Source organism: Marinoscillum sp. HNIBRBA16962, assembly GCF_057801515.1.
The window spans coordinates 3990188-4010515 of sequence record NZ_CM173603.1 but is presented as its reverse complement, the minus strand read 5'-3'; the positions used below and the strand labels follow the sequence as shown (position 1 = coordinate 4010515).

The 20328-nt window shown below is 44.0% G+C and carries 18 protein-coding genes; 15 read left to right on the top strand and 3 right to left on the bottom strand.

Annotated elements, in window-relative coordinates:
- Positions 1–26 precede the first annotated feature (26 nt).
- From AC3E9V_RS16465 to AC3E9V_RS16445, 5 genes are all read left to right on the top strand, one after another.
- Entirely contained in the window at positions 27–665 is a 639-nt protein-coding gene (locus AC3E9V_RS16465) for a hypothetical protein (RefSeq protein WP_488749234.1), read from the top strand.
- A 278-nt stretch (positions 666–943) separates the two neighbouring features.
- Positions 944–1363, top strand: coding sequence for a hypothetical protein (locus AC3E9V_RS16460; protein ID WP_488749233.1), 420 nt, complete (start codon positions 944–946; stop codon positions 1361–1363).
- A gap of 290 nt (positions 1364–1653) precedes the next feature.
- Positions 1654–2220: a hypothetical protein gene (locus tag AC3E9V_RS16455; protein WP_488749232.1), complete on the top strand. Its 567-nt coding sequence runs from the start codon at positions 1654–1656 to the stop codon at positions 2218–2220.
- 440 nt (positions 2221–2660) lie between these two features.
- Complete coding sequence (locus AC3E9V_RS16450) at positions 2661–3344, top strand: hypothetical protein (protein WP_488749231.1); 684 nt, start codon at positions 2661–2663, stop codon at positions 3342–3344.
- Between the two features lie 209 nt (positions 3345–3553).
- Positions 3554–3928 carry a hypothetical protein gene (locus AC3E9V_RS16445; protein WP_488749230.1) on the top strand — a complete coding sequence of 125 codons (375 nt, stop codon included), beginning with the start codon at positions 3554–3556 and terminating at the stop codon, positions 3926–3928.
- A 163-nt stretch (positions 3929–4091) separates the two neighbouring features.
- On the opposite strand, the gene AC3E9V_RS16440 is transcribed toward AC3E9V_RS16445, so the two are convergent.
- Together AC3E9V_RS16440 and AC3E9V_RS16435 are read right to left on the bottom strand one after the other, a co-directional pair.
- The gene (locus AC3E9V_RS16440; RefSeq protein ID WP_488749229.1) at positions 4092–5438 is read right to left on the bottom strand and encodes an arylsulfatase; all 1347 of its coding nucleotides are present in this window, start codon (positions 5436–5438) and stop codon (positions 4092–4094) included.
- 54 nt (positions 5439–5492) lie between these two features.
- Positions 5493–6401, bottom strand: a complete 909-nt coding sequence (locus tag AC3E9V_RS16435) for an ROK family protein (RefSeq protein ID WP_488749228.1) — start codon at positions 6399–6401, stop codon at positions 5493–5495.
- A gap of 117 nt (positions 6402–6518) precedes the next feature.
- Between AC3E9V_RS16435 and AC3E9V_RS16430 the strand changes: the two genes are divergently transcribed.
- The 5 genes from AC3E9V_RS16430 to AC3E9V_RS16410 all read left to right on the top strand — a co-directional run bounded on the left by AC3E9V_RS16430 (position 6519) and on the right by AC3E9V_RS16410 (position 10256).
- Entirely contained in the window at positions 6519–8021 is a 1503-nt protein-coding gene (locus AC3E9V_RS16430; protein WP_488749227.1) for a glycoside hydrolase family 32 protein, read from the top strand.
- Positions 8022–8102: 81 nt separating this feature from the next.
- The gene (locus AC3E9V_RS16425) at positions 8103–8579 is read left to right on the top strand and encodes a hypothetical protein (RefSeq protein ID WP_488749226.1); all 477 of its coding nucleotides are present in this window, start codon (positions 8103–8105) and stop codon (positions 8577–8579) included.
- Positions 8580–8738: 159 nt separating this feature from the next.
- On the top strand, positions 8739–9227 hold the full coding sequence (locus tag AC3E9V_RS16420) for a hypothetical protein (RefSeq protein WP_488749225.1): 489 nt from the start codon (positions 8739–8741) through the stop codon (positions 9225–9227).
- A gap of 158 nt (positions 9228–9385) precedes the next feature.
- Positions 9386–9715 carry a hypothetical protein gene (locus tag AC3E9V_RS16415; protein ID WP_488749224.1) on the top strand — a complete coding sequence of 110 codons (330 nt, stop codon included), beginning with the start codon at positions 9386–9388 and terminating at the stop codon, positions 9713–9715.
- Positions 9705–10256 (top strand): PH domain-containing protein, encoded by a 552-nt coding sequence (locus tag AC3E9V_RS16410; protein ID WP_488749223.1) that lies wholly within the window; start codon positions 9705–9707, stop codon positions 10254–10256. The genes AC3E9V_RS16415 and AC3E9V_RS16410 overlap by 11 nt, the downstream gene beginning before the upstream one ends.
- Positions 10257–10272: 16 nt before the next feature.
- Here the strand turns inward: AC3E9V_RS16410 and AC3E9V_RS16405 are convergent, their stop codons facing one another.
- Entirely contained in the window at positions 10273–12411 is a 2139-nt protein-coding gene (locus AC3E9V_RS16405) for an alpha-glucuronidase family glycosyl hydrolase (protein ID WP_488749222.1), read from the bottom strand.
- A 188-nt stretch (positions 12412–12599) separates the two neighbouring features.
- Here AC3E9V_RS16405 and AC3E9V_RS16400 point away from each other — a divergent pair, with 188 nt between their 5' ends.
- The 5 genes from AC3E9V_RS16400 to AC3E9V_RS16380 are packed head-to-tail and all read left to right on the top strand — an operon-like array spanning position 12600 to position 20310.
- The gene (locus tag AC3E9V_RS16400) at positions 12600–14789 is read left to right on the top strand and encodes a glycoside hydrolase family 3 N-terminal domain-containing protein (RefSeq protein WP_488749221.1); all 2190 of its coding nucleotides are present in this window, start codon (positions 12600–12602) and stop codon (positions 14787–14789) included.
- Between the two features lies 1 nt (position 14790).
- A complete protein-coding gene (locus AC3E9V_RS16395; protein ID WP_488749220.1) occupies positions 14791–16515 on the top strand; it encodes an IlvD/Edd family dehydratase in 1725 nt (574 codons plus the stop codon).
- 9 nt (positions 16516–16524) lie between these two features.
- Positions 16525–17859, top strand: coding sequence for a GntP family permease (locus AC3E9V_RS16390; RefSeq protein ID WP_488749219.1), 1335 nt, complete (start codon positions 16525–16527; stop codon positions 17857–17859).
- Between the two features lie 18 nt (positions 17860–17877).
- A complete protein-coding gene (locus tag AC3E9V_RS16385; protein ID WP_488749218.1) occupies positions 17878–18708 on the top strand; it encodes a fumarylacetoacetate hydrolase family protein in 831 nt (276 codons plus the stop codon).
- Between the two features lie 15 nt (positions 18709–18723).
- Positions 18724–20310, top strand: a complete 1587-nt coding sequence (locus tag AC3E9V_RS16380; protein ID WP_488749217.1) for an aldehyde dehydrogenase (NADP(+)) — start codon at positions 18724–18726, stop codon at positions 20308–20310.
- Positions 20311–20328 lie beyond the last annotated feature (18 nt).

Below are 20328 nucleotides of genomic sequence, written 5' to 3'. Positions count from 1 at the left end.
ATAGATCAAAAGAAAATTGTCAAAGAATGGCACCAAAAGAAATATTAGTCAAAGCAATCAAAGACTTTCTGAAAGAGCAACTTGAACGAGAAGGTTTCACATTTTATGAATCACAAATCAAGTTTAAAAAGAAACTTAAGAGCGGATTCGTACAGGAAATTGGTTTTCGAGGTTCCAAGAACAACACTAATGGATTAATAGTTGACTTTGAAGTTCTATTCAACGTTTTTTCATCTAAATATAAGAAATGGTGGATGGACAACTTTCCTAATATTGCTGTAATTGGTGGTGGTTACCTTCCTGATGATAGAAGTGCTTTTGAAGGTATGAACAGAGATCTCCAACCGGGTTTTGGCTATAATTTTATGAAACTGGATCATAAGTTAATAATGGATGACATATGGAACACTTATCAAAATCATGCAAAACGATATTTTGAAATGCATAAATCATGGGAACAATTAGCGGTAAACGATAAAATTCGATCCTATGTTCAAATAGATGCCTTAATTCACTCTCAACAACCGGATCGAGCACTGGAGCTTGCACAAGAAACTTATCAAAAATATATAGATCATTATGGATCTGAAGAACAGATTCAAAGAGGCGCTCTGCAAACTTTTGGCATAATTAAATCCAGAATAAAGTATCTGGAGGAAAAATAAAACTGGCTACAACACGAGTCTAAAAACAATGGCGGTTTTGCGGGTAATTGAAATATTCTTGCTTTTTACTACCTTTATTAAGTTGCCAAAAAAAAGAGTATTTAATCCGCCACAGTTTTTTAGCCCAATCGTTAGATTCAATACTCACAATGCTTAAACTTCCCCTCCTGTCATTAACAGTGTTTCTATTTGTTTCCTGTAAGGTGAATTCTTTTGAAGAGAACCTGACGCAATGTCGAGATTTTGAACTAATAATGTTCAAACACCCAGAACTTGGTATGAATGTCAAAATTCCATCAAACTGGGAAACAGATATTGACTTTGTATTTGGTGATACAATTAGCGTTTTTTCAATTGATACAACCTATGATCGTCAGTACTCGGGATTAACGGCTTTTAGCTTTTTTCAATTTTCGACTAAAGAGAACGAAGAAACTAATTTCGGAGCGCTCCAAAGCATTCTATTGCAAGAAGATGATATTGAATTGTTAGCGAAGGGCGATTTACAAGTCAGAACCAACCGTTTCAAATTTTTGCTTTTATACGAGACCATTGACAACTATCCGATGACCAACTTGGTCGCCTTTAAACAGGATGGAACTGAGGTTATTCACTGTTTCAATAGACTTGAAGGAAGGAAAAGGAAACTTAAAGATTTCTGTCTATTCGCAGGAATTCTGGAAGAAATAGGAAAGTAAAGAATGTGAAATGTGCTATCGGTTATGTGCCTCCCGAAGCTTTGGGGTGCTTACTGGCTGGTTCCAGCAACTTGACCGTGAACCTGCCTGACCGGTAGGCAGGTCTGCTGTTGTGAAATGATAGTGCTTTCTTCTCACTTCAGCTCGCAGGAATTTTTTTCTTTCTGAACGCAGTGGTTTTCTGAACCGTTGTGAGCTTCGGCAGAATTCACTATTTTGCTGCTACTAATCCAGTGGGGGCACACAGGCATTGGCATCCATAGTCTTCATGGCGCATAAGTAACTCTCAAGTGGACGTATTCAGAATTGGAAATAGAGAATTGCACATTGAACCTTTCAGGATTTACTGGGAGAATCAACTGTTTGACAACCTCATAGAACAACCAACCCAAATACGCTACGGAATAGCCCCGATTCAATTGGACATGTTCACTATTGGAACAAACTTCAAAATTCAACTACGAAATGACAAGAATGACCGTCTCAACATTTCACTGAAATCTCACTTTGGAATCGGAAGAACTAAGAAACATCAACTTTACGAACAGATCGCTGATGCCATCTGGGACAATTATTTCGCAATACCTTTCGCTGAGCTCGTTGAAAAATGGGAGGATGGTGAAATTATTGAGGTGGCTGGGTTCTTGATTGACTCTCAGGGAATAACTAAAAAACTCGGCCCTCATAAAATCACTATGAATTTCGACGAGATGAAATTATTTCGCAGGTATGACCATCTCCTTATCAACTCCAAATTTAAGACAGACAAATTCATGAAGTTTTACTACTTAGATCATTGGAATTGGCCACTAGTTAACGAAATTCTAAACCGAAGGGTAAAAAAGGATGAAAACTAAAATAAGCTTTTTTATATACCTGGAACACTTGGGAAATGTACCTTGCTCTCCCTGCAGAACTGAATTCATGGCGAATTTATGGGGTTACCTGATTATCTGGAATCGCATTTGTTTCGCATTTTTCGAACTGAGAAAACGAATTAGAACGGAAGTCAACAGACGTAGCTGTTGCACAACCCCTCAATAGTTGGTAAATTCCTAATATTGTCAAGCGTTACCTATCTATAAACCTTGTAATCGAGGTTATCAGATAGGAAATTTTGACCGTTTCGAGGAATTGAGTTGCGCAACAGGCACAAACACCATCATCCTTAAGCTAACGAGCTATTTGCAAAGGCTGGTGGAAAAAGATACTTTTATAGATGTTTAATAAAGTCTACACGCCCCAGTCCAGCTTACAGATGATAGCTGGACAATATTCTCAATAAGTTCTTTTCAAAATGAAACCACAAGTAATCAAATGTATCTTCTTATTGCTCTCTGTAATGATTATTAGTTGTAGGAATGATTTTGATGCAAGCCGATATAAAATAGAAGCTGGAGATTCAATTGAACATATTGATTCTAATCATACGTCCGTCATAAAATTTTTTCCCGATGGTAACTACAAAGCAGAATTTATGCTTTTCAACGGCATTCCTCAGGGGGATATCTACGAATATTATAACAGCCATGACACAGTGATAATATCGAATGATGAAGAAGTTGGATTCCCATATCTTGCGAAGAAGTTTAAACTGAAAGACTATTTTTTTATTGAAGGTGGATCTTTAGTTTTTAGAGCATCCCTAACTGCAAATGGAAACATCCAAACATTTGAAGGGAACCCTGTAGTCTACCATCTAGCCCCTGAAAAAAAGTATCAAGTAGGAGACACTTTGGAATCGATAGTGCAATTTGCAGCAGTTAAGCAATTTGATTTTAATGCTTTGCTTATTGAGTTCTTCAATGGAGATTTTACTATCATTGATAGCCTGGAACTGAATAAGGAATTTGAAGCTAACCTCACATATATATTTGACAAACCAGGGAACATTTCACTTGGAATTCAATACGAAGTAAACCACAGAGGCTTCTATAAGAAAGATGAGGTAGTGCTTCCAACAATTCAAGTTGAAAATTAGGATAACATGGTTTAGCCGCATGTACAAACTGAGCATTTTTCCAACTTCCTTGCAACTCGATCATGAATCTGTTGAACGAATCTACTAAACACCCACCTTCCCCAGCTATCACCTCAGAGATGACATAAGTTTCCAGAGGAGGTGTCATAGATCATTTCTGAAAAGCTGTTTTCGAAATACCTTGGGAGCATAATCTCAATCGTACAAACATGATAACGGCCACAAAAACATTACTGGATAAAGCCCTGGAAGAATATGATGCGGTGATGGCAGAGCTAAATCGTCCACAGGAAGATTTGGTGGTGATAGCGGCTTGCGAATTGATTAAGAAATCCATCAGCGACTTTTTGGTTGCTTACCTCACTGAGCGGGGTATCACTGTGGAGGATAAGCAGGATTTACTGGCCCTGCAAAAACTATGTGAAACCTTTGATAGCTCGTTCAACAAGCTGGACTACTCATCCATTGCCTGTTTAAGCGAGGAATCAAGCATGGCATATACTAACGCACTGGAAGATACCAGATTGAAAAGGTATGCTGATACTTTAAAAAGGACCAAGGAGTGGGTCATTGAACTTATATAACACCTTATAAACACAGATGCGCAAAAGCCCCCGGACAGACGGTTTTGGGGCTTTTTTATACCTACCTGACAATACAGGACGGTTTCTTCTTCGGATATTCAGACTTTTACAGCACCCCATACTTTCATATTCTAAAAAGACCTGGTTTCGGCAACCGGGTCTTTTATTTTACCGGCCAGTCCATAGACGGCGTTCGAGCCTCTGCCATGTAGCTTTCTATCTTTTCGACAATTTCAGGATATGTTTTAGCAATATTTTGAGTTTCACCGAGATCGATCTTCAGATTGTATAATTCCAGTTCTTTTCCCTTTTCCAGCCTTACGGCCTTCCAGTCCTTCCACCGTGCGGCTTGCTGGAATCCGAGCTCGTGAAACTCCCAGTAGAAGAATCGGTCTTTCATATTCATTTGCTTTTCGAAAAGAGCCGGGAGTACGCTTACTCCATCAATGTTTCGCGGAGGTTCTGCACCTGCTAACCCGGCAAGCGTCGGTAAAACATCCGGAAAATACCAGGGGATGTCACTGACCTGGCCCGGGTTTATTTTTCCGGGAAACCGGACGAGCATCGGTGTCCTGATCCCGCCTTCATAGAGGTCTCGTTTTCTGCCCTTTAAGGAGCCTGAGCTATTAAATCGTCCTTCCCAGCGCTGTGCAGCTCCATTGTCGGAGCAGAAAAAGACGATGGTGTTTTCATCGATTTGGAGCTCCTTTAATGTTTTCATGATGGTGCCAATGTCCCGATCCATCCGGGTGATCATGGCTGCATAGGTTTTCTCATCATCCGTCCAGTTTTTATCAGAGTAGGGGGAGGTGTCTGGTATTTCATAGGCATCGTGCGGGATGGTGTAGGGGAGGTACAGGAAAAAAGAGGTGTCCTGGTTTTGCCGGATAAAATCCAATGCAAAGTCTGTAAACAGGTCATGAGAATAGGTCTCCTGCTTCCCATCCCTGTTTTCTTCCAGGAAGACTTTCTCCCGATTATGCCAGAGGTATTCCACAAAATAATGATGTGCCCTTCGTTGATTCAAAAAACCAAAGAACTCATCAAATCCCTGATCATTTGGATGGCCGGACGTATTGGGTTCGCCCAGCCCCCATTTGCCGGACATTCCGGTAACATATCCGGCTTTTTTCAAAACTTCTGCCACGGTAATATCCTCATCTTTTAAAGGCACCCTGCCTTCGCCACCACCGAGTCCCACCACCCCTGTTTTACCGAAGTTTCCACGAATGGTGGTGTGCCCGGTATGCTGACCGGTCATTAATGTACTCCGGGAAGGCGCACAGACAGGTGATCCGGCGTAGCAGTTGGTAAACCTGAGGCCTTCGGCAGCCATTTGATCCAGGTTAGGCGTTTGAATGACTTCCTGTCCATAAGAGCCCAGGTCGCCATAACCCAGATCATCTGCCATAATGAAAATGATGTTTGGCCTTTGCGCCTGTCCTTTTACCAGAAGGCAAAAGGAAGTAAGAAATACCAGTAGCCAGGTCTTTATTCTTGATGTCCACATATCCCTAAAGCTAGGAAATACAGAACGCTTAACCCTCCTGTAGTGACCTTATGCTTACAATAAAGCCGCCCCAAATACACCCGCACTATCACCCAGCCTGGGTTTGATAATAGGCGTATCAAAAGTGGTGTTAAATACGTGTTTTTTTACTGATTCCACTCCTTCCTTATACAGCACATCCAGGTTGGAAACACCGCCACCCAGCACGATGACGTCTGGATCCAAAACGTTAACGATATTGGATAGACCCAGTCCGAAATAATGGATCAACCGATCGATCGTCTTTGTTGCATTCGCATCAGCGCCATCCTTGTACAGTTGATAGATTTCTTTGAGTGACTTTTTAGTGCCGGTTATTTCCTCATAATAGCGCTCCAGGTGGGGTCCGGCTATCAGCCGCTCGGTGCACCCTACATCACCGCAGTAACATTTACCAGCTTCCTCATGGAGAAAGGTATGGCCCCATTCACCACCGATTCCCTGGCGTCCGTTGATCACTTTTCCATTCACCACAATACCTCCGCCTACGCCCGTGCCCATGATCACGCCGAAAACGACCTTTGCATCGGGATAACTATCAGGGACAGCTCCCATAACTGCCTCAGCAAGCGCAAAGCAGTTGGCATCATTGGCCATCCTGATGTCAATACCCAATTTCCTTTTCAGGTCTTCCAGAAAAGGCTGACCATTGATGGATTGTGCATTACAGTTTTTGAGCAGCCCGGTTTGTGGATCAATGGAGCCCGGAGTTCCCATCCCTATAGTACTGGGGTTGGCCCCCACTTCTCCACTCAACTCTTCCAGCAGAGTACTTACCTGGTTGAGTACGTATTCATAGCCATTTTCAACACCAGTCGGGACTCGTTTTCTGACCAGCACATTGTAATCTCTGTCCAGCACGGCACCTTCAATTTTCGTACCGCCTAGGTCAAAGCCCCAGAGCAATTTTTTCGGATCCTTCATTCTTCAATTTTTCTTTTACGGGCCAAATATAGGATTTGCGTGGAATTACTTTACACTAAATTCCCTATTCAGGTATCCAAAAATCAATAGCTTTAAAAGTCCAAACCTGATCTCTCAATGAAAACTGCATTATTGATTTTTACGCTTTTGCTAATAGCTGGATGTGTCCCGAAACAAAAACCGGATACGACCAGCCTCCCATTCAACGAACAATACCGTCCCCAATACCACTTTACCCCACCTGCTCAATGGATGAATGACCCCAATGGCATGGTATACTATGAAGGGGAGTACCATTTGTTTTACCAGCATTACCCGGATAGCAACGTCTGGGGACCTATGCACTGGGGACATGCCGTTTCAATGGATATGATTAACTGGGAGCATCTGCCCATAGCACTTTACCCGGACAGTCTTGGCTATATCTTTAGTGGAAGCGCGGTGATCGACTGGACCAATACCAGCGGACTGGGAACTGTAGACAATCCCGCCATGGTCGCTATTTATACCTACCATGATCCGGTAGGAGCCGAAGAGGGGCGAGATGATTACCAGACGCAGGGTATTGCCTACAGCCTGGATAAGGGGAGGAGCTGGACTAAATACGAAAACAACCCTGTTTTAGATAATCCGGGGATCATTGATTTCAGAGATCCAAAGGTTGCCTGGAATGAAGATTATGAAAAGTGGGTCATGACCCTGGCTGTTAAAGATCACATTGAGTTTTACGCTTCACCTGACCTGATCAACTGGAAGAAGGAAAGCGAATTTGGGAAAGATCTGGGCGCACATGGTGGTGTCTGGGAATGTCCGGATTTGTTTGCTTTAAGGGATCAGGAAGGCAATGAAAAGTGGGTTTTATTGGTTAGCATTAATCCCGGCGGACCTCAGGGGGGCTCAGCTACACAATATTTCATCGGGGATTTTGATGGCAGCAGGTTTACAGCTTTGGATTCAACCATCAGGTGGATCGATCACGGGGCAGACAACTACGCAGGAGTGACCTGGTCAGATATCCCAGAAGAGGATGGTCGCAGACTGTTCATTGGATGGATGAGCAACTGGCAGTATGCGAACATTGTGCCCACCTACGAATGGCGGAGCGCCATGACTGTGCCCCGGGAGCTTCAATTGGCAAAAAACGAAACCGGCTATATCCTGAAATCAAAACCAGTGGCTGAGCTGGATAAATACAAAAAGCCATATGAAGCGCAGGGAAACAATGGGGTCTATCAGCTTCGGGATGAACTGAGCCATGTAACAATTGAAAACATAAAAAATGATACGGTCCGGATTCAACTTTCAAATGAAGCCGGGGAGAACGTGATCATCCAAATCGATCCCGAAATGATTTATTTTGACAGGGCCAATTCAGGAAAGACAGACTTTCACCAGGACTTTGGCGCCGTTCATCAGTATGAAAATTTTCTGACTGAGCTAAATAAAGTCGAACTGTACATCGATCGATCATCCATTGAGCTATTCATCAATGATGGAGCTTTTGTAATGACGGAGTTGGTATTTCCGAATGGGCCATATACCTCCCTGACGGTAGATCAGCCTCATGCAGATGTTTCTTTAGCATCGGTTACATCTATTTGGGATGAAGCGGACAACTAAACCTACAGATTAAATACCTATCTGACAGTATTTCTGAGTAATATATTGCAACAGACTAGTCGAATTATGAGTCACTTAAACATGAAATATCTAACAATTATTCCGGTAATAATTATTGTAATTTTTCTCGGTTCATGTGGTGAGTCAGATTCAGTAAAACCTGAACTACCTGATTTTTGGTCTGAACATCATATGTCAGAGTGGGATAGTACCTCAACAGCCAACACGCTTATTGGAACATGGAACCTCACTTATCGGTACTGCTGTCCTAAATCAAAAACGGAAGGAACAATTAGCAATGTTGAGGAAGAGAATTTTCAACTGGTTATCACCCCTGGTAAGATGTACGTTTTTATAAATGAAGAATTAACCCAGGAATCAGACTGGTCAATAGAATCCAGAGATGCAGACTTGTTTGGAATAACTGCTCAACCTTATGTTGCAAACACTTTTGGGAGAATTCTTTTTGCAAAGGATATGGTTCTTTTTAACGGATCCTACATCGATGGGCCCGACAACTATTTCAAGAAGGTGGTGGAGAGTTCAATAACAAGGTGATCCCACTTTTGGTAACAACCTGAAAGCTTTTTTAATTGGTCAGGAGTTAAACTGTTACAGATAGTGTTTTGGTAGCAATAGAGCCGTCAGACCGATTCTCTCCTGTGTCACTGACAGTTGCAATTAATGGTTGGTTTTTGTAGCTTAAGCAGTAGATATATGATACCGCTGACTTTTTTGGAATACGAACTTTCTGAACAACCTGACAAAATACTATCACGATTAAAATGGGCGGTTGAGGAAGTGGAATCTAGTTGGCTTGACAGCCTTAACAACCTACAAACAACTCCGACAACTCACAAAGATTGGATTGGTCAAATTGATAAACGAAATCTGAAATTTTCACTAGAAGAACCAGGACATTTTTTTAAACGTAGTTTCAACGTGTTGCTAAAAGGCAAACTTGAACTAAAAGCTTCAACGACCAATGTCAAAATAAGGCTTGGTCTTGATAATTTTTCATTTCTCTGGATTTTCTTGTTGTATTTAGTGGGGATCATGATCATATCAGATGCGATTACAAACAAGGAATTTGACTCTTACTTCACCCTCTTCTTCTTTCTGACTGTATACCCGCTTTTGGGAACGTTTTTGATTAGGAGAAGGATGAAACGTGCGGAAAGAAAACTGGATCAACTTTTTGCATGAGATATATACAAAGTTTGAAGAAGTTAACTTTCGCGCCAGTTAAGGGGTATTATACAAGTTGCATCGCACGGCAGATTTAGCTACTTTAGATTTTCATAGAATCGGGAGGGCCACTCGCTCTATCCGGGCATTAGCAGACAGCACTAGAGACTTCATCAATGAAAACAATCACAATACTGCTTATCCTAATACTGATTTCAGCATGCTCAATTAACAAATATCAATTGGCGGGGGACGATAAGAATTTTCTGATTGATCAAATAACTAAATTATCCCAAGAAAGTCATATTTCAAAAAGACCAATTCTAGTGGTAGATGGCGTTGAATATGTCAAAACGAAGGACATAAATCTCGAAGAGATCGACCTTACGAAAGATAGCATCAAGGAAATCGAGCTATTAAAGAAAGATCCGGCTATTCGAATTTTTGGAAAAGCAGGGGAACGTGGAGTCTTGGTTATAACGACCAAATCAACTGATGACAAATAAAAACTTTACTCCCGATTATTTCGGATGGACACTTCTATTACTCTTTGATATCTGTCTTACATTATTCTGGTTATGGCTTGCCAACCAAGGCTTGAATGCTGAGCGTGATTACACCTTTGACTTGGGTGGTTATTCCTTAGCTTTTGTAGCGGGAGTATTTTTCATCTGGAACGTTTATGAAATCTGGATTTTGATCGAATTTCTGAAAGTAGAGCTAGGTCGAACTATTGAATATGACGAATCAACACGAACGATTAATGTTTTTAGGAATGGAAAAACTAAATCATTTCAGGTCAACGACTTGCAGGCAGTAATCTTTTCGGGTCGTAGAATTGGTACGAGAACTCCTACAGCGCATTTGTCATATTCCAAACTGTATTTTAAATCAAGTGAACCTCTGATAGTTACTTCATTCGCACTCAACAGTCGAGAACTTGAAAAACTGTTGGGGAACGGATCATTCAGGAGAACAACGCGGAATAGGAAACTTTTTGAAGGAGTAAAGATGAAAAAGCCGTCTGACCGTTCCTCTGTTCCTTAAATAACATTGGAACAAATCACCACCTCGGCCTGATCCCCGGAGCATATGGGAAAAACAGTGATTGATAATACTTCAAGGTCTTTTTAGGCTGTTCGATGGTTTCCGGGAATGGTCTATCTGAGAACGTCTGGAAATACAGAAGCGATGCATCTTTCCACCAGATGGCTTCATCTTCCTGGATCTCCAGGAGCATGCTTACATGATTGAAGCGTTCTTCATCGATGACATTTTCAAGACTGCTCCATCGGGTTTGCATCTCCCGTACTTCATTTACACCTTCCTGGTATTTGTAAGCCAGCTCGTTCCAGAGGCTTCTGCCGGATTCCATTTCATATTCCCAGGGAACGTGATGAAACCACAACAAAAACTTCTCGGGACATTTTTTCGGAGATCTGAACATTTCTTCTACTTCCGGGAAGTACTGTGAGACCGCATCGCTTCCGGTTTCCGTTCGATCAAACCCGATACCTATACTATCCGCCCGATGGTAGTAAACCGGTGTCCAGTCCGCACGACCGAGATCATCCACCCAGGGAGCCGGGCCGTAATGGTGTCCCGTGCCCATCAGGTGATGAAGGCCCAGAGGTGTCATATAGCTAACGGATGCTTCCCAGGAGTCCATCATGATCTCTTTGATGGTTTTTAATGGTTCGGACAGATTGGTGAAGGTCATCCTTACCCATTCATCAGCGATGGCTTCAGAGGTTAGCTCCGGGTTCCAGACCAATCGCCCAAAAGCATACCAGTTGGATTGGGCCATCAGGTGTCCTGTCCAGTTGAGATCTGTGCCGGTATTGGCTACCCCGGCAATGCCCGAAACCGGGTAATCATGAAGGGATCCATCCACCACTCTGGCTACTGTTGATCCTTTTCCTTTTGCATAAGTGTCTGAGTTCAGGACTTCTTTCCACATTGGGGCCAGGTAGACCAGCTGTGTGGCCTGACCGAGGTATTCCTGGGTGATCTGAAACTCCATCATCAAGGGTGTCTCAGGCATAGCGCCAAACATGGGATGGAAGGGCTCCCTTGGCTGAAAATCGATCGGTCCGTTTTTCACCTGGATCAATACATTATCCCTGAAAGATCCATCCAGGGGTTTAAATTCATTATAAGCTTGTTTAGCCCGGTCTTCAGGCTCTTCGCTGCTGTAAACAAACGCCCGCCACATGACCACACCGCCAAAGGGCTCTACAGCATTGGCCAGCATGTTTGCTCCTTCAGCATGGGTCCTGTTATAATCTTGTGGTCCGGGCTGGCCTTCGGAGTTTGCTTTTACTAAAAAACCTCCAAAGTCAGGGATAGAGTCATAGATCTCCCTGGCTTTGTTTTTCCACCAGTCGATGACTTTTGGGTCAAGCGGGTCAGCCGTTTCCAATCCTCCGATCTCTATTGGAGCGCTGAATCGAGCGGTGAGATATACCTTAATTCCGTACGGACGAAAAACCCGGGCCAATGCCTTTACCTTTTCCAGGTATCTGGGCGTGAGCACCAGAGCGTTTGCATTCACATTGGTCAGGACAGTCCCATTAATGCCAATAGAAGCATTTGCTCTTGCATAATCCTCATATCGGGGATCAATGTACTTTGGCAGTCGGTGCCAGTCCCACAGCGAAAAACCGGCATAACCCCGCTCAGAGGTACGGTCCAGGTTGTCCCAGTGATTGAGGATACGAATGTCCACTTTCGGGTTTTCTACCACATCCATCTCAGAGAGGGACTGATTGGTTTGAAGTTGTCTTAGGAAGCGGAATACACCGTAAAGCAGGCCAACATCTGTTTTTGCTGTGATGACGAGCTGGTTTTTGATTTTTTTTATGAGAAAACCTTCATCTGTTAAGTCTTTGTCAGAAAGGCCAATGGACGCTGGCAGATCGTTGACTTTTGCCACAACCAAAGCTGCAGTTTCTCCTGAAGCCTTCGGAAGTCCAGCTCCCAGAAGGCCGGAGAGTCCTTTACCAAGTTCCTCCCGGATGACATCAATAGTAGCAGATCTGCCAACTATGGATAATGACTTCAACTGGCTTTTGTAATCCTGTAATACCTGCTCATCTTCTATCAGTTGATAACGTAACCACAGGTCATAGCCTGTTTCTGCTTTCGCGAAAATGACAAGGTTAAATAAAAGTATGGTTAAGAGATATTTGGAGGTTCTCACAGTGACCGTTTTTTAGTGTATTATTAAATAGAGGCTGCATTCATAACGCAACCGATTGTTTAAGTCATAAATATATGATATTTTGCCTTCCCGAAAGAGAGAGTGGCTATGAAAATATATCATTTTACTCTTGATTTTGAATGCTGGTATTGAAGGGTTGGGTTTTTTTTGACTAAATTATTAACATAATGCAAATCCTTATGCGTCTTCTGTTTTTTTCATTTCTGTTTTTTATAGCTGTCTTTACTCAAGCTCAAAATGAAGTTTATCTTGACCCTTCCAGGCCGGTCAGTGAGCGGGCTAAGGACCTGGTGAGTCGTCTCACCCTGGAGGAGAAAACTCAACTAATGATGAACTCCAGTCCGGCTATCGAACGGTTGAATATACCACCGTATGACTGGTGGAATGAAGCTTTGCATGGGGTAGGTCGTGCAGGAGTAGCCACGGTTTTTCCTCAGGCCATTGCCCTGGGAGCCACCTTTGATCCGGAGCTGGTTAAAGACGTAGCAACTACTATTTCTGATGAGGCAAGGGCACAGTATAATATCACCAAAGAAAAAGGATATTACAATCGTTATAACGGACTTACTTTTTGGACACCCAATATCAACATCTTCCGCGATCCACGCTGGGGCAGAGGACAGGAGACTTATGGAGAGGATCCGTTCCTGACTTCATTAATAGGGGTTGCTTTTGTAGAAGGACTTCAGGGTGATCACCCCAAATATCTTAAAACAGCAGCCTGTGCCAAGCACTTTGCTGTACACAGTGGTCCGGAGCGTGTGCGGCATGAATTTAACGCCACGAGTTCCAGGAAAGATATGTTCGAAACCTACCTTCCGGCTTTTAAGGCTTTGGTAGAAGCCGATGTGGAAGCAGTGATGTGTGCTTACAATCGTACCAATGGTGAACCGTGCTGCGCCCATAACTATTTGCTGGATGAAGTTCTGAGAGGTAAGTGGGGTTTTGACGGACATGTAGTGAGCGATTGTGGTGCCGTTTCTGATTTTTATGCGGACTATGGTCACGGTACTGTGGAGACGGTAGAGGAAGCAGCAGCCTTGGCCGTGAAAAGTGGGGTAAACCTGGATTGTGGTTCAGAATATCGGGCGCTTGTAGAGGCGGTAGAGCAAGGGCTTATTGAGGAAAAAACGATTGATGAAAAGCTTGCAAAACTTCTTGAGACCCGTTTTGACCTGGGAATGTTTGACCCTGCTGAGGATAACCCGTATTCCAGTCTTGGAGAGGAAGATATCAATAGTGCTGAAAATAGAATGCTTGCCAAAGAAGCGGCATTGAAATCCATAGTGCTATTGAAGAATGATGGGGTGCTGCCTCTAAGAAATGATTTGGCCAAATACTATGTCACCGGCCCGAATGCTTCAAGTATCGAGCCTTTGATAGGTAATTATTATGGAATTAACCCGGATATGGTCACCATACTGGAAGGGATCGCAGCTGCTGCCGAACCGGGTAGTCAGGTTTACTACCGTCAGGGTACGCTTCTGGATCGTAAAAATGTCAATCCGATTGATTGGGCGTCCGGCGGAGCGAGAACTTCAGATGCCACGTTCTATGTGATGGGTATTCATGGAAACATCGAGGGAGAAGAAGGGGCATCGATTGCATCCCCACATTTCGGTGATCGGTTAGACTATAATATTCCTCAGAACCAGATAGACTACCTGAAGAAGCTTAAAGATGGAAATGAAAATCCTGTCATTGCAATTGTGACAGGAGGCAGCCCAATGAACCTTGCTGAAGTACATGAGCTTGCAGATGCCGTTCTACTGGTTTGGTACCCCGGAGAAGAAGGTGGAACTGCAGTGGCTGACATTTTATTTGGAAATGCAGCCCCCTCTGGCAGGCTACCGGTCACTTTTCCAAAATCCCTGGATCAGTTACCTCCATATGAAGACTACTCCATGGAAGGCCGAACTTATAAATATATGACAGAAACTCCATTGTATCCGTTTGGGTTTGGGCTTAGCTATGCAACGTTTGAGTACAGTGATCTTTCACTTTCTAAAAGCAAGATCAGGAAAAACGAGTCGACCGAAGTTTCGGTGACTGTAACGAATAAAGGTGATGTGGCCGGAGAAGAAGTTGTCCAGCTGTATTTGACAGATGTGGAGTCAAGTGTGCGCGCACCTCTTTTTGATCTGAAAGGGATGAAGCGCATCAAGCTTGAGCCAAATGAGTCTAAACAGGTGGCTTTCACAATTACTCCCGCAATGCTGGAACTAATTGATGATGAAGGAAGCCGAATTTTAGAAAAGGGCGCTTTTAAAATATCCGTAGGAGGTTCCTTGCCAACTGAGAGAAGTCTTGAACTTGGCGCGGCTGATTTCCAGCAAGTTGAATTGAACGTTCGATAAGTTGAGTCGGGAAAAGAAAAATAAATTACGGAGCTCCGGATGGTTTGGGGGCGATGACAAGATGGGTTTTGTTCATCGCAGCTGGTTGCGAAACCAGGGCCATCCGGACCACATGTTTAAAAAGCCGGTCATTGGTATTTGCAATACATGGTCTGACCTGACACCCTGCAATGCGCATCTGAGGGATTTTGCTGAAATCGTAAAAAGAGGTATTTATGAGGCTGGAGGCTTTCCTCTGGAATTTCCCGTTATGTCTTTGGGAGAGACCATCATGAAACCAACCACCATGCTTTGGAGGAATTTGGTCAGCATGGACGTGGAGGAATCTATCAGAGCAAATCCTCTTGATGGGATTGTGCTTTTGACCGGATGTGATAAAACCACACCCTCAACCATTATGGGAGCAGCCAGTGTGGATCTGCCTACCATTGTTGTTCCCGGAGGTCCGATGCTTAGCGGCAAATGGCGGGGCAAGGATGTGGGTTCCGGAACACTCACCTGGCAACTGTCAGAGGGCATGAAAGATGGTTCCATTTCTAAAGAAGACCTTTATGAAGCGGAAAGCTGTATGTCCAGAAGCGCCGGGCATTGTATGACCATGGGTACTGCTTCTACAATGGCCGTGATGGTGGAAACCCTGGGACTGACACTCCCGGGAGCTTCGTCCATTCCGGCTGTAGATTCCAGAAAAAAAGTCATGGCGCATCTTTCCGGTAATCGGATCGTGGAGATGGTCAAGGAGGACCTGAAACTCTCGAAGATCCTGACACGAAAAGCTTTTGAGAATGCCATCAAAGTAAATTCCGCTGTAGGTGGCTCTACAAACATGCCCATCCACCTGCTGGCTATTGCCGGAAGAATAGGAGTGGAACTGGATATCGAAGATTTTGATCGATTGGGAAGCGATATACCTTTGCTGGTAAACCTGATGCCTTCCGGTAAATTCCTGATGGAGGATTTTTACTATGCCGGGGGGTTACCCGTGGTTTTGGATGAGTTGAAAAATGAAATCCATAGTGAAACACTTACGGTCAACGGAAAGACACACCAGGATAATGCTAGAGACAGTCCTTGTTATAACCGGGAGGTCATCGCCAAATTTGATCAGCCTGTTAAAGAGCATGCCGGGATTGTGGTGTTGAAAGGGAATCTGTGTGTGGATGGCGCCATGATCAAGCCCTCAGCCGCCACAGCGGAGCTGATGCAGCATAAGGGGAGAGCTGTGGTTTTTGAAACCATCGAAGACTATCATGCCCGGATTGATGATCCCGATCTGGATATTGACAAGGATTGTGTGATGGTATTGAAGGGAGTAGGGCCGGTTGGCTATCCGGGGATGCCGGAGGTCGGAAATATGGATCTTCCGGAAAAGCTGATCAGGCAGGGTGTCCGGGATATGGTACGTATTTCCGATGGACGCATGAGTGGCACAGCTTATGGAACGGTTGTATTACATGTTTCACCGGAATCAGCTGTTGGTGGCAACCTCGCTTTGGTTCAGAATGGCGACATGATCGAACTGGATGTAAAGAACAGGCGGCTCGAATTACTGGTTTCTGAAGCGGAGCTTGACAAGCGCAGAAAGGCCTGGAAAAAACCTGCCCCGGTTGCTGACAGAGGGTATACAAAAATTTATCTTGACCATGTAGAACAGTCCCATCTTGGATGTGATTTTGATTTTCTGAAAGGTGGATCCGGTTCTGAGGTGACCCGTGAACCCCATTAACCTGAAGCTATGCTGACCATTTTTCTCATTCTTTTAAGCATCCTGCTCATCGTTGTTTCGAGTGTCAGGTTTTCCCTTCACCCGTTTCTGGCATTGATTTTAGCCTGTTTCTTTTTTGGCTTCCTTTCCGGAATGCCAGCGAAGGATATCATATCGACTATCAATACTGGCTTTGGAGACACCATAGGTAAGATTGGGATTATCATCATAGCAGGGATTATCATTGGTGCATTTCTGGAAGAATCCGGAGGAGCATATGCACTTGCCAGCAAAGTGTTGAAAATCATCGGTAAGAAAAGGGTTCATACAGCTATGGCCATTATTGGTTATATTGTCTCTGTTCCGGTTTTTGCTGATAGTGGCTTTGTTATCCTTTCATCACTCAATAAAGCCATTTCCAAAGAAGCAGGAGTTTCACTGGCAGGTACAGCTATTGCCCTGTCATTGGGGCTGATGGCTACCCACACGATGGTTCCCCCAACTCCCGGACCGATCACGGCAGCAGGGATCATAGGAGCAGATCTCGGATTGGTGATCCTGGTGGGGTTGGTTGCAAGCCTTGGAAGCCTTTTCATTGCGATCCTTTTTGCCAAAAAAATTGCCGGAAAGGTTTGGATCGACCCGGAACCGGATCTTTCAAAAGAGATGGTAGAAGAAAAGATCCAAAGTGCCCCACCGTCTTTTAAATCTTTTCTTCCTATACTGGTCCCGATCATTTTGATCGTCTTAGGGTCCATTGCTGATTATCCCACAGAGCCTTTTGGTGACTCAGGTGTAGTGAATGTGATCCTGTTTTTTGGAGATCCGGTAGTAGCCTTATTCGTTGGGGTGATCCTGTCTTTTACTTTGCCTAAGAAACTTTCCAGGGAAATGCTTAGCAACGATGGTTGGGTGGGAAAGGCCCTTCGGTCAGCGGCAGTGATTATCCTGATCACTGGTGCAGGAGGAGCTTTTGGAAGTGTTTTACAAACTTCGGATATTGGCGAAATCCTCGGCGGATTTGCCGAGAAATATAGAATTGGCATCTGGCTGCCTTTTATTGTGGCTGCATGCATCAAGTCTGCTCAGGGTTCATCTACCGTTTCATTGACTACTACGGCAGCTATCATTGCTCCGTTAATTCCGGTCATTGGGATGGAAGCGGAAATAGACAAGGCGATAGTTGTAGTTTCAATAGGTGCCGGATCAGCAGTTGTTTCACATGCCAATGACAGTTTTTTCTGGGTGGTGACGCAAATGAGCAATATGAATGTGAGTCAGGGATACCGGCTACAAAGCCTGGGTTCGGGAGTTTTAGGCTTTTCGGCAATGGTTCTGCTTACTATACTCAGTTTCCTATTTTAGATTAAGATTAAATTAAACATGAAGCTATACAAAACAAAAAGTTGTATCCTGATCGAGAATGGCGATGACTTTTATGCCACCCATGAGGATTGGGATGCCTTTATGAATCAAGAAAATATATATGACGCTCTTCAGGATCTGATCAAAAAGATCAAACCGGTTCCTTACGGAATGGATTTAATTGGGCGGGAGTTGCTGCCCCCAATTGGCACACAGGAGGTCTGGGCTTCCGGCGTGACCTATTTCAAAAGCCGGGAAGCACGGATGGAAGAAGCTAAAGATTCTGGTGGAGGTGACTTTTATGACCGGGTTTACAATGCAGAGCGGCCTGAACTGTTCATGAAAGCTCCCTATTATCGGGTGGTCGGTTCCGGTCAGAAAGTAAATATCCGAAAAGACTCCAACTGGAATGTGCCTGAACCTGAGCTTACACTTGTGGTGAATTCCTCAGGAAAAATCATCGGTTACACGGCCGGTAACGACATGAGCTCAAGGGATATTGAAGGGGAAAATCCATTGTATCTTCCGCAGGCGAAAAGCTATGATAACTCGGCATCTGTAGGCCCTTGTATATGGCTCACTAAGGAGCCAATTCCCAATGATTCAAAAATTACTTTGGAGATCATTCGTGGAAAAACGGTATTTGAAGGGGAGGTGGAGATCAGCCAGATCAAACGAAAACTCACGGACCTGGTTGATTATTTACATCGGGAAACTTCTTTTCCGACAGGTTGTTTGATCATGAGCGGAACGGGTATTGTTCCTCCCAATGAATTCACACTGGATCACGGGGATGAGATCAGGATCACTATTGACCACATTGGCACTTTAATCAATTTTGTAGCATAAGAAAAGCACCAAAATATGAATCTTACAGGACAACAGTTTATTGGATCTGAGCGATCGGCAAAAGGAACAGCAACCTTTCAGGCTAAAGATCCGGCTACCGAGAAAGTCCTTGAAATAAATTTCACAGAGGCAACAAAAGAAGAAGTAGATCAGGCTGTATCAAAGGCTGCTAATGCCTTTCAGGCTTTTAAATCTAAAAGCAGGGACGAGCGTGCTGGTTTTCTTGAAATGATTGCGGAAGAATTGCTGGCTTTAGAAGATGCACTTATCAGTAGATGTCATCAGGAAACAGCCTTGCCAGAAGCGCGTCTGAATGGAGAAAGAATGCGCACCGTCAATCAGCTGAAACTATTTGCATCTGTGGTACGGGAAGGTTCCTGGGTAGATGCACGGATCGATACTGCCATACCTGATCGCGAACCTCTTCCAAAGCCTGATGTCCGACAAATGCAAGTTCCACTCGGACCTGCGGGTATTTTTGGCGCAAGTAATTTTCCATTGGCTTTTTCGGTGGCGGGAGGAGATACTGCTTCTGCCCTGGCGGCTGGCTGTCCCATTGTTGTGAAGGCACACCCATTGCATCCAGGTACTTCGGAAATGGTAGGTGGAGCTATTATAGCTGCTGCTAAAAAGACAGGAATGCCTGATGGAGTTTTCTCCCTGTTGCAGGGAACTTCTCACGAGGTTGGAATGGCTATGGCAACCCATCCGAAAATCACAGCCATTGGGTTTACCGGTTCTTTCCGGGGAGGTAAAGTGCTGTTTGACGCTGCTAATAAACGTTCGGTACCTATTCCGGTATTTGCGGAAATGGGTAGCTCCAATCCCGTGTTTATTCTTCCGGGAGCGCTGAAAAATGTTGATTCCCTTGCTCAGGGGATGGTTAATTCAGTTAATCTGGGTGTAGGGCAGTTTTGTACTAATCCGGGACTGATGGTGACAGCTGATTCTGGTGATTCAGAGAAATTACTCAGCCAGATGAAAGAATTGATATCCGAATCAAGTCCGGGCACCATGCTATCATCAGGCATAAAGGACAACTATGTGAAAGGACTTCAACGAATGGAGTCTGGTTCTGTGGAGTTGGTGGCGAGCAGTTCCGGAGCGGATGGAAATAGTGCGGAGAGCAGATTATTCAAAACGACCGGAAAACATTTTATTGAGAATAAGGAAATTGCTGAGGAGGTTTTTGGACCATCCACCACTGCGGTTATGGCCAAAGATGATAATGAACTATTGGCTATTGCTGAAGGTCTGGAAGGACACCTGACTGCAACGATCCATGGTACTGATAAAGATCTGGAAAACCACAAAGAGCTTATCGCCATTCTTGAACAAAAAGTAGGACGTTTGATCTTCAATGGATATCCAACGGGTGTGGAAGTATGCCATTCGATGGTTCATGGCGGACCTTATCCAGCGACAACAGCCTCTCAGACAACCTCTGTAGGGACAGCTGCCATCAAGCGTTTTGTTCGTCCAGTGTGTTACCAGGGTTTTCCACAAGATGCATTGCCTACGGAGCTTAGAAATGGGAACCCGATGAAAATATGGCGTTTGGTAAACGGAGAGTTTACCAATAGTCCTCAACCGGAAAATTAAATTCTTTGATTAATTTCA

Bases quoted from the DNA above. Each gene is read 5' to 3' on its own strand.
- AC3E9V_RS16460 (WP_488749233.1), top strand. From the start codon at position 944: ATGAATGTCAAAATTCCATCAAACTGGGAAACAGATATTGACTTTGTA.
- AC3E9V_RS16410 (WP_488749223.1), top strand. From the start codon at position 9,705: ATGACAAATAAAAACTTTACTCCCGATTATTTCGGATGGACACTTCTA.
- AC3E9V_RS16415 (WP_488749224.1), top strand. From the start codon at position 9,386: ATGAAAACAATCACAATACTGCTTATCCTAATACTGATTTCAGCATGC.
- AC3E9V_RS16450 (WP_488749231.1), top strand. From the start codon at position 2,661: ATGAAACCACAAGTAATCAAATGTATCTTCTTATTGCTCTCTGTAATG.
- AC3E9V_RS16390 (WP_488749219.1), top strand. From the start codon at position 16,525: ATGCTGACCATTTTTCTCATTCTTTTAAGCATCCTGCTCATCGTTGTT.
- AC3E9V_RS16400 (WP_488749221.1), top strand. From the start codon at position 12,600: ATGCAAATCCTTATGCGTCTTCTGTTTTTTTCATTTCTGTTTTTTATA.
- AC3E9V_RS16430 (WP_488749227.1), top strand. From the start codon at position 6,519: ATGAAAACTGCATTATTGATTTTTACGCTTTTGCTAATAGCTGGATGT.
- AC3E9V_RS16380 (WP_488749217.1), top strand. From the start codon at position 18,724: ATGAATCTTACAGGACAACAGTTTATTGGATCTGAGCGATCGGCAAAA.
- AC3E9V_RS16435 (WP_488749228.1), bottom strand. From the start codon at position 6,401: ATGAAGGATCCGAAAAAATTGCTCTGGGGCTTTGACCTAGGCGGTACG.
- AC3E9V_RS16465 (WP_488749234.1), top strand. From the start codon at position 27: ATGGCACCAAAAGAAATATTAGTCAAAGCAATCAAAGACTTTCTGAAA.
- AC3E9V_RS16440 (WP_488749229.1), bottom strand. From the start codon at position 5,438: ATGTGGACATCAAGAATAAAGACCTGGCTACTGGTATTTCTTACTTCC.
- AC3E9V_RS16445 (WP_488749230.1), top strand. From the start codon at position 3,554: ATGATAACGGCCACAAAAACATTACTGGATAAAGCCCTGGAAGAATAT.
- AC3E9V_RS16420 (WP_488749225.1), top strand. From the start codon at position 8,739: ATGATACCGCTGACTTTTTTGGAATACGAACTTTCTGAACAACCTGAC.
- AC3E9V_RS16425 (WP_488749226.1), top strand. From the start codon at position 8,103: ATGAAATATCTAACAATTATTCCGGTAATAATTATTGTAATTTTTCTC.
- AC3E9V_RS16385 (WP_488749218.1), top strand. From the start codon at position 17,878: ATGAAGCTATACAAAACAAAAAGTTGTATCCTGATCGAGAATGGCGAT.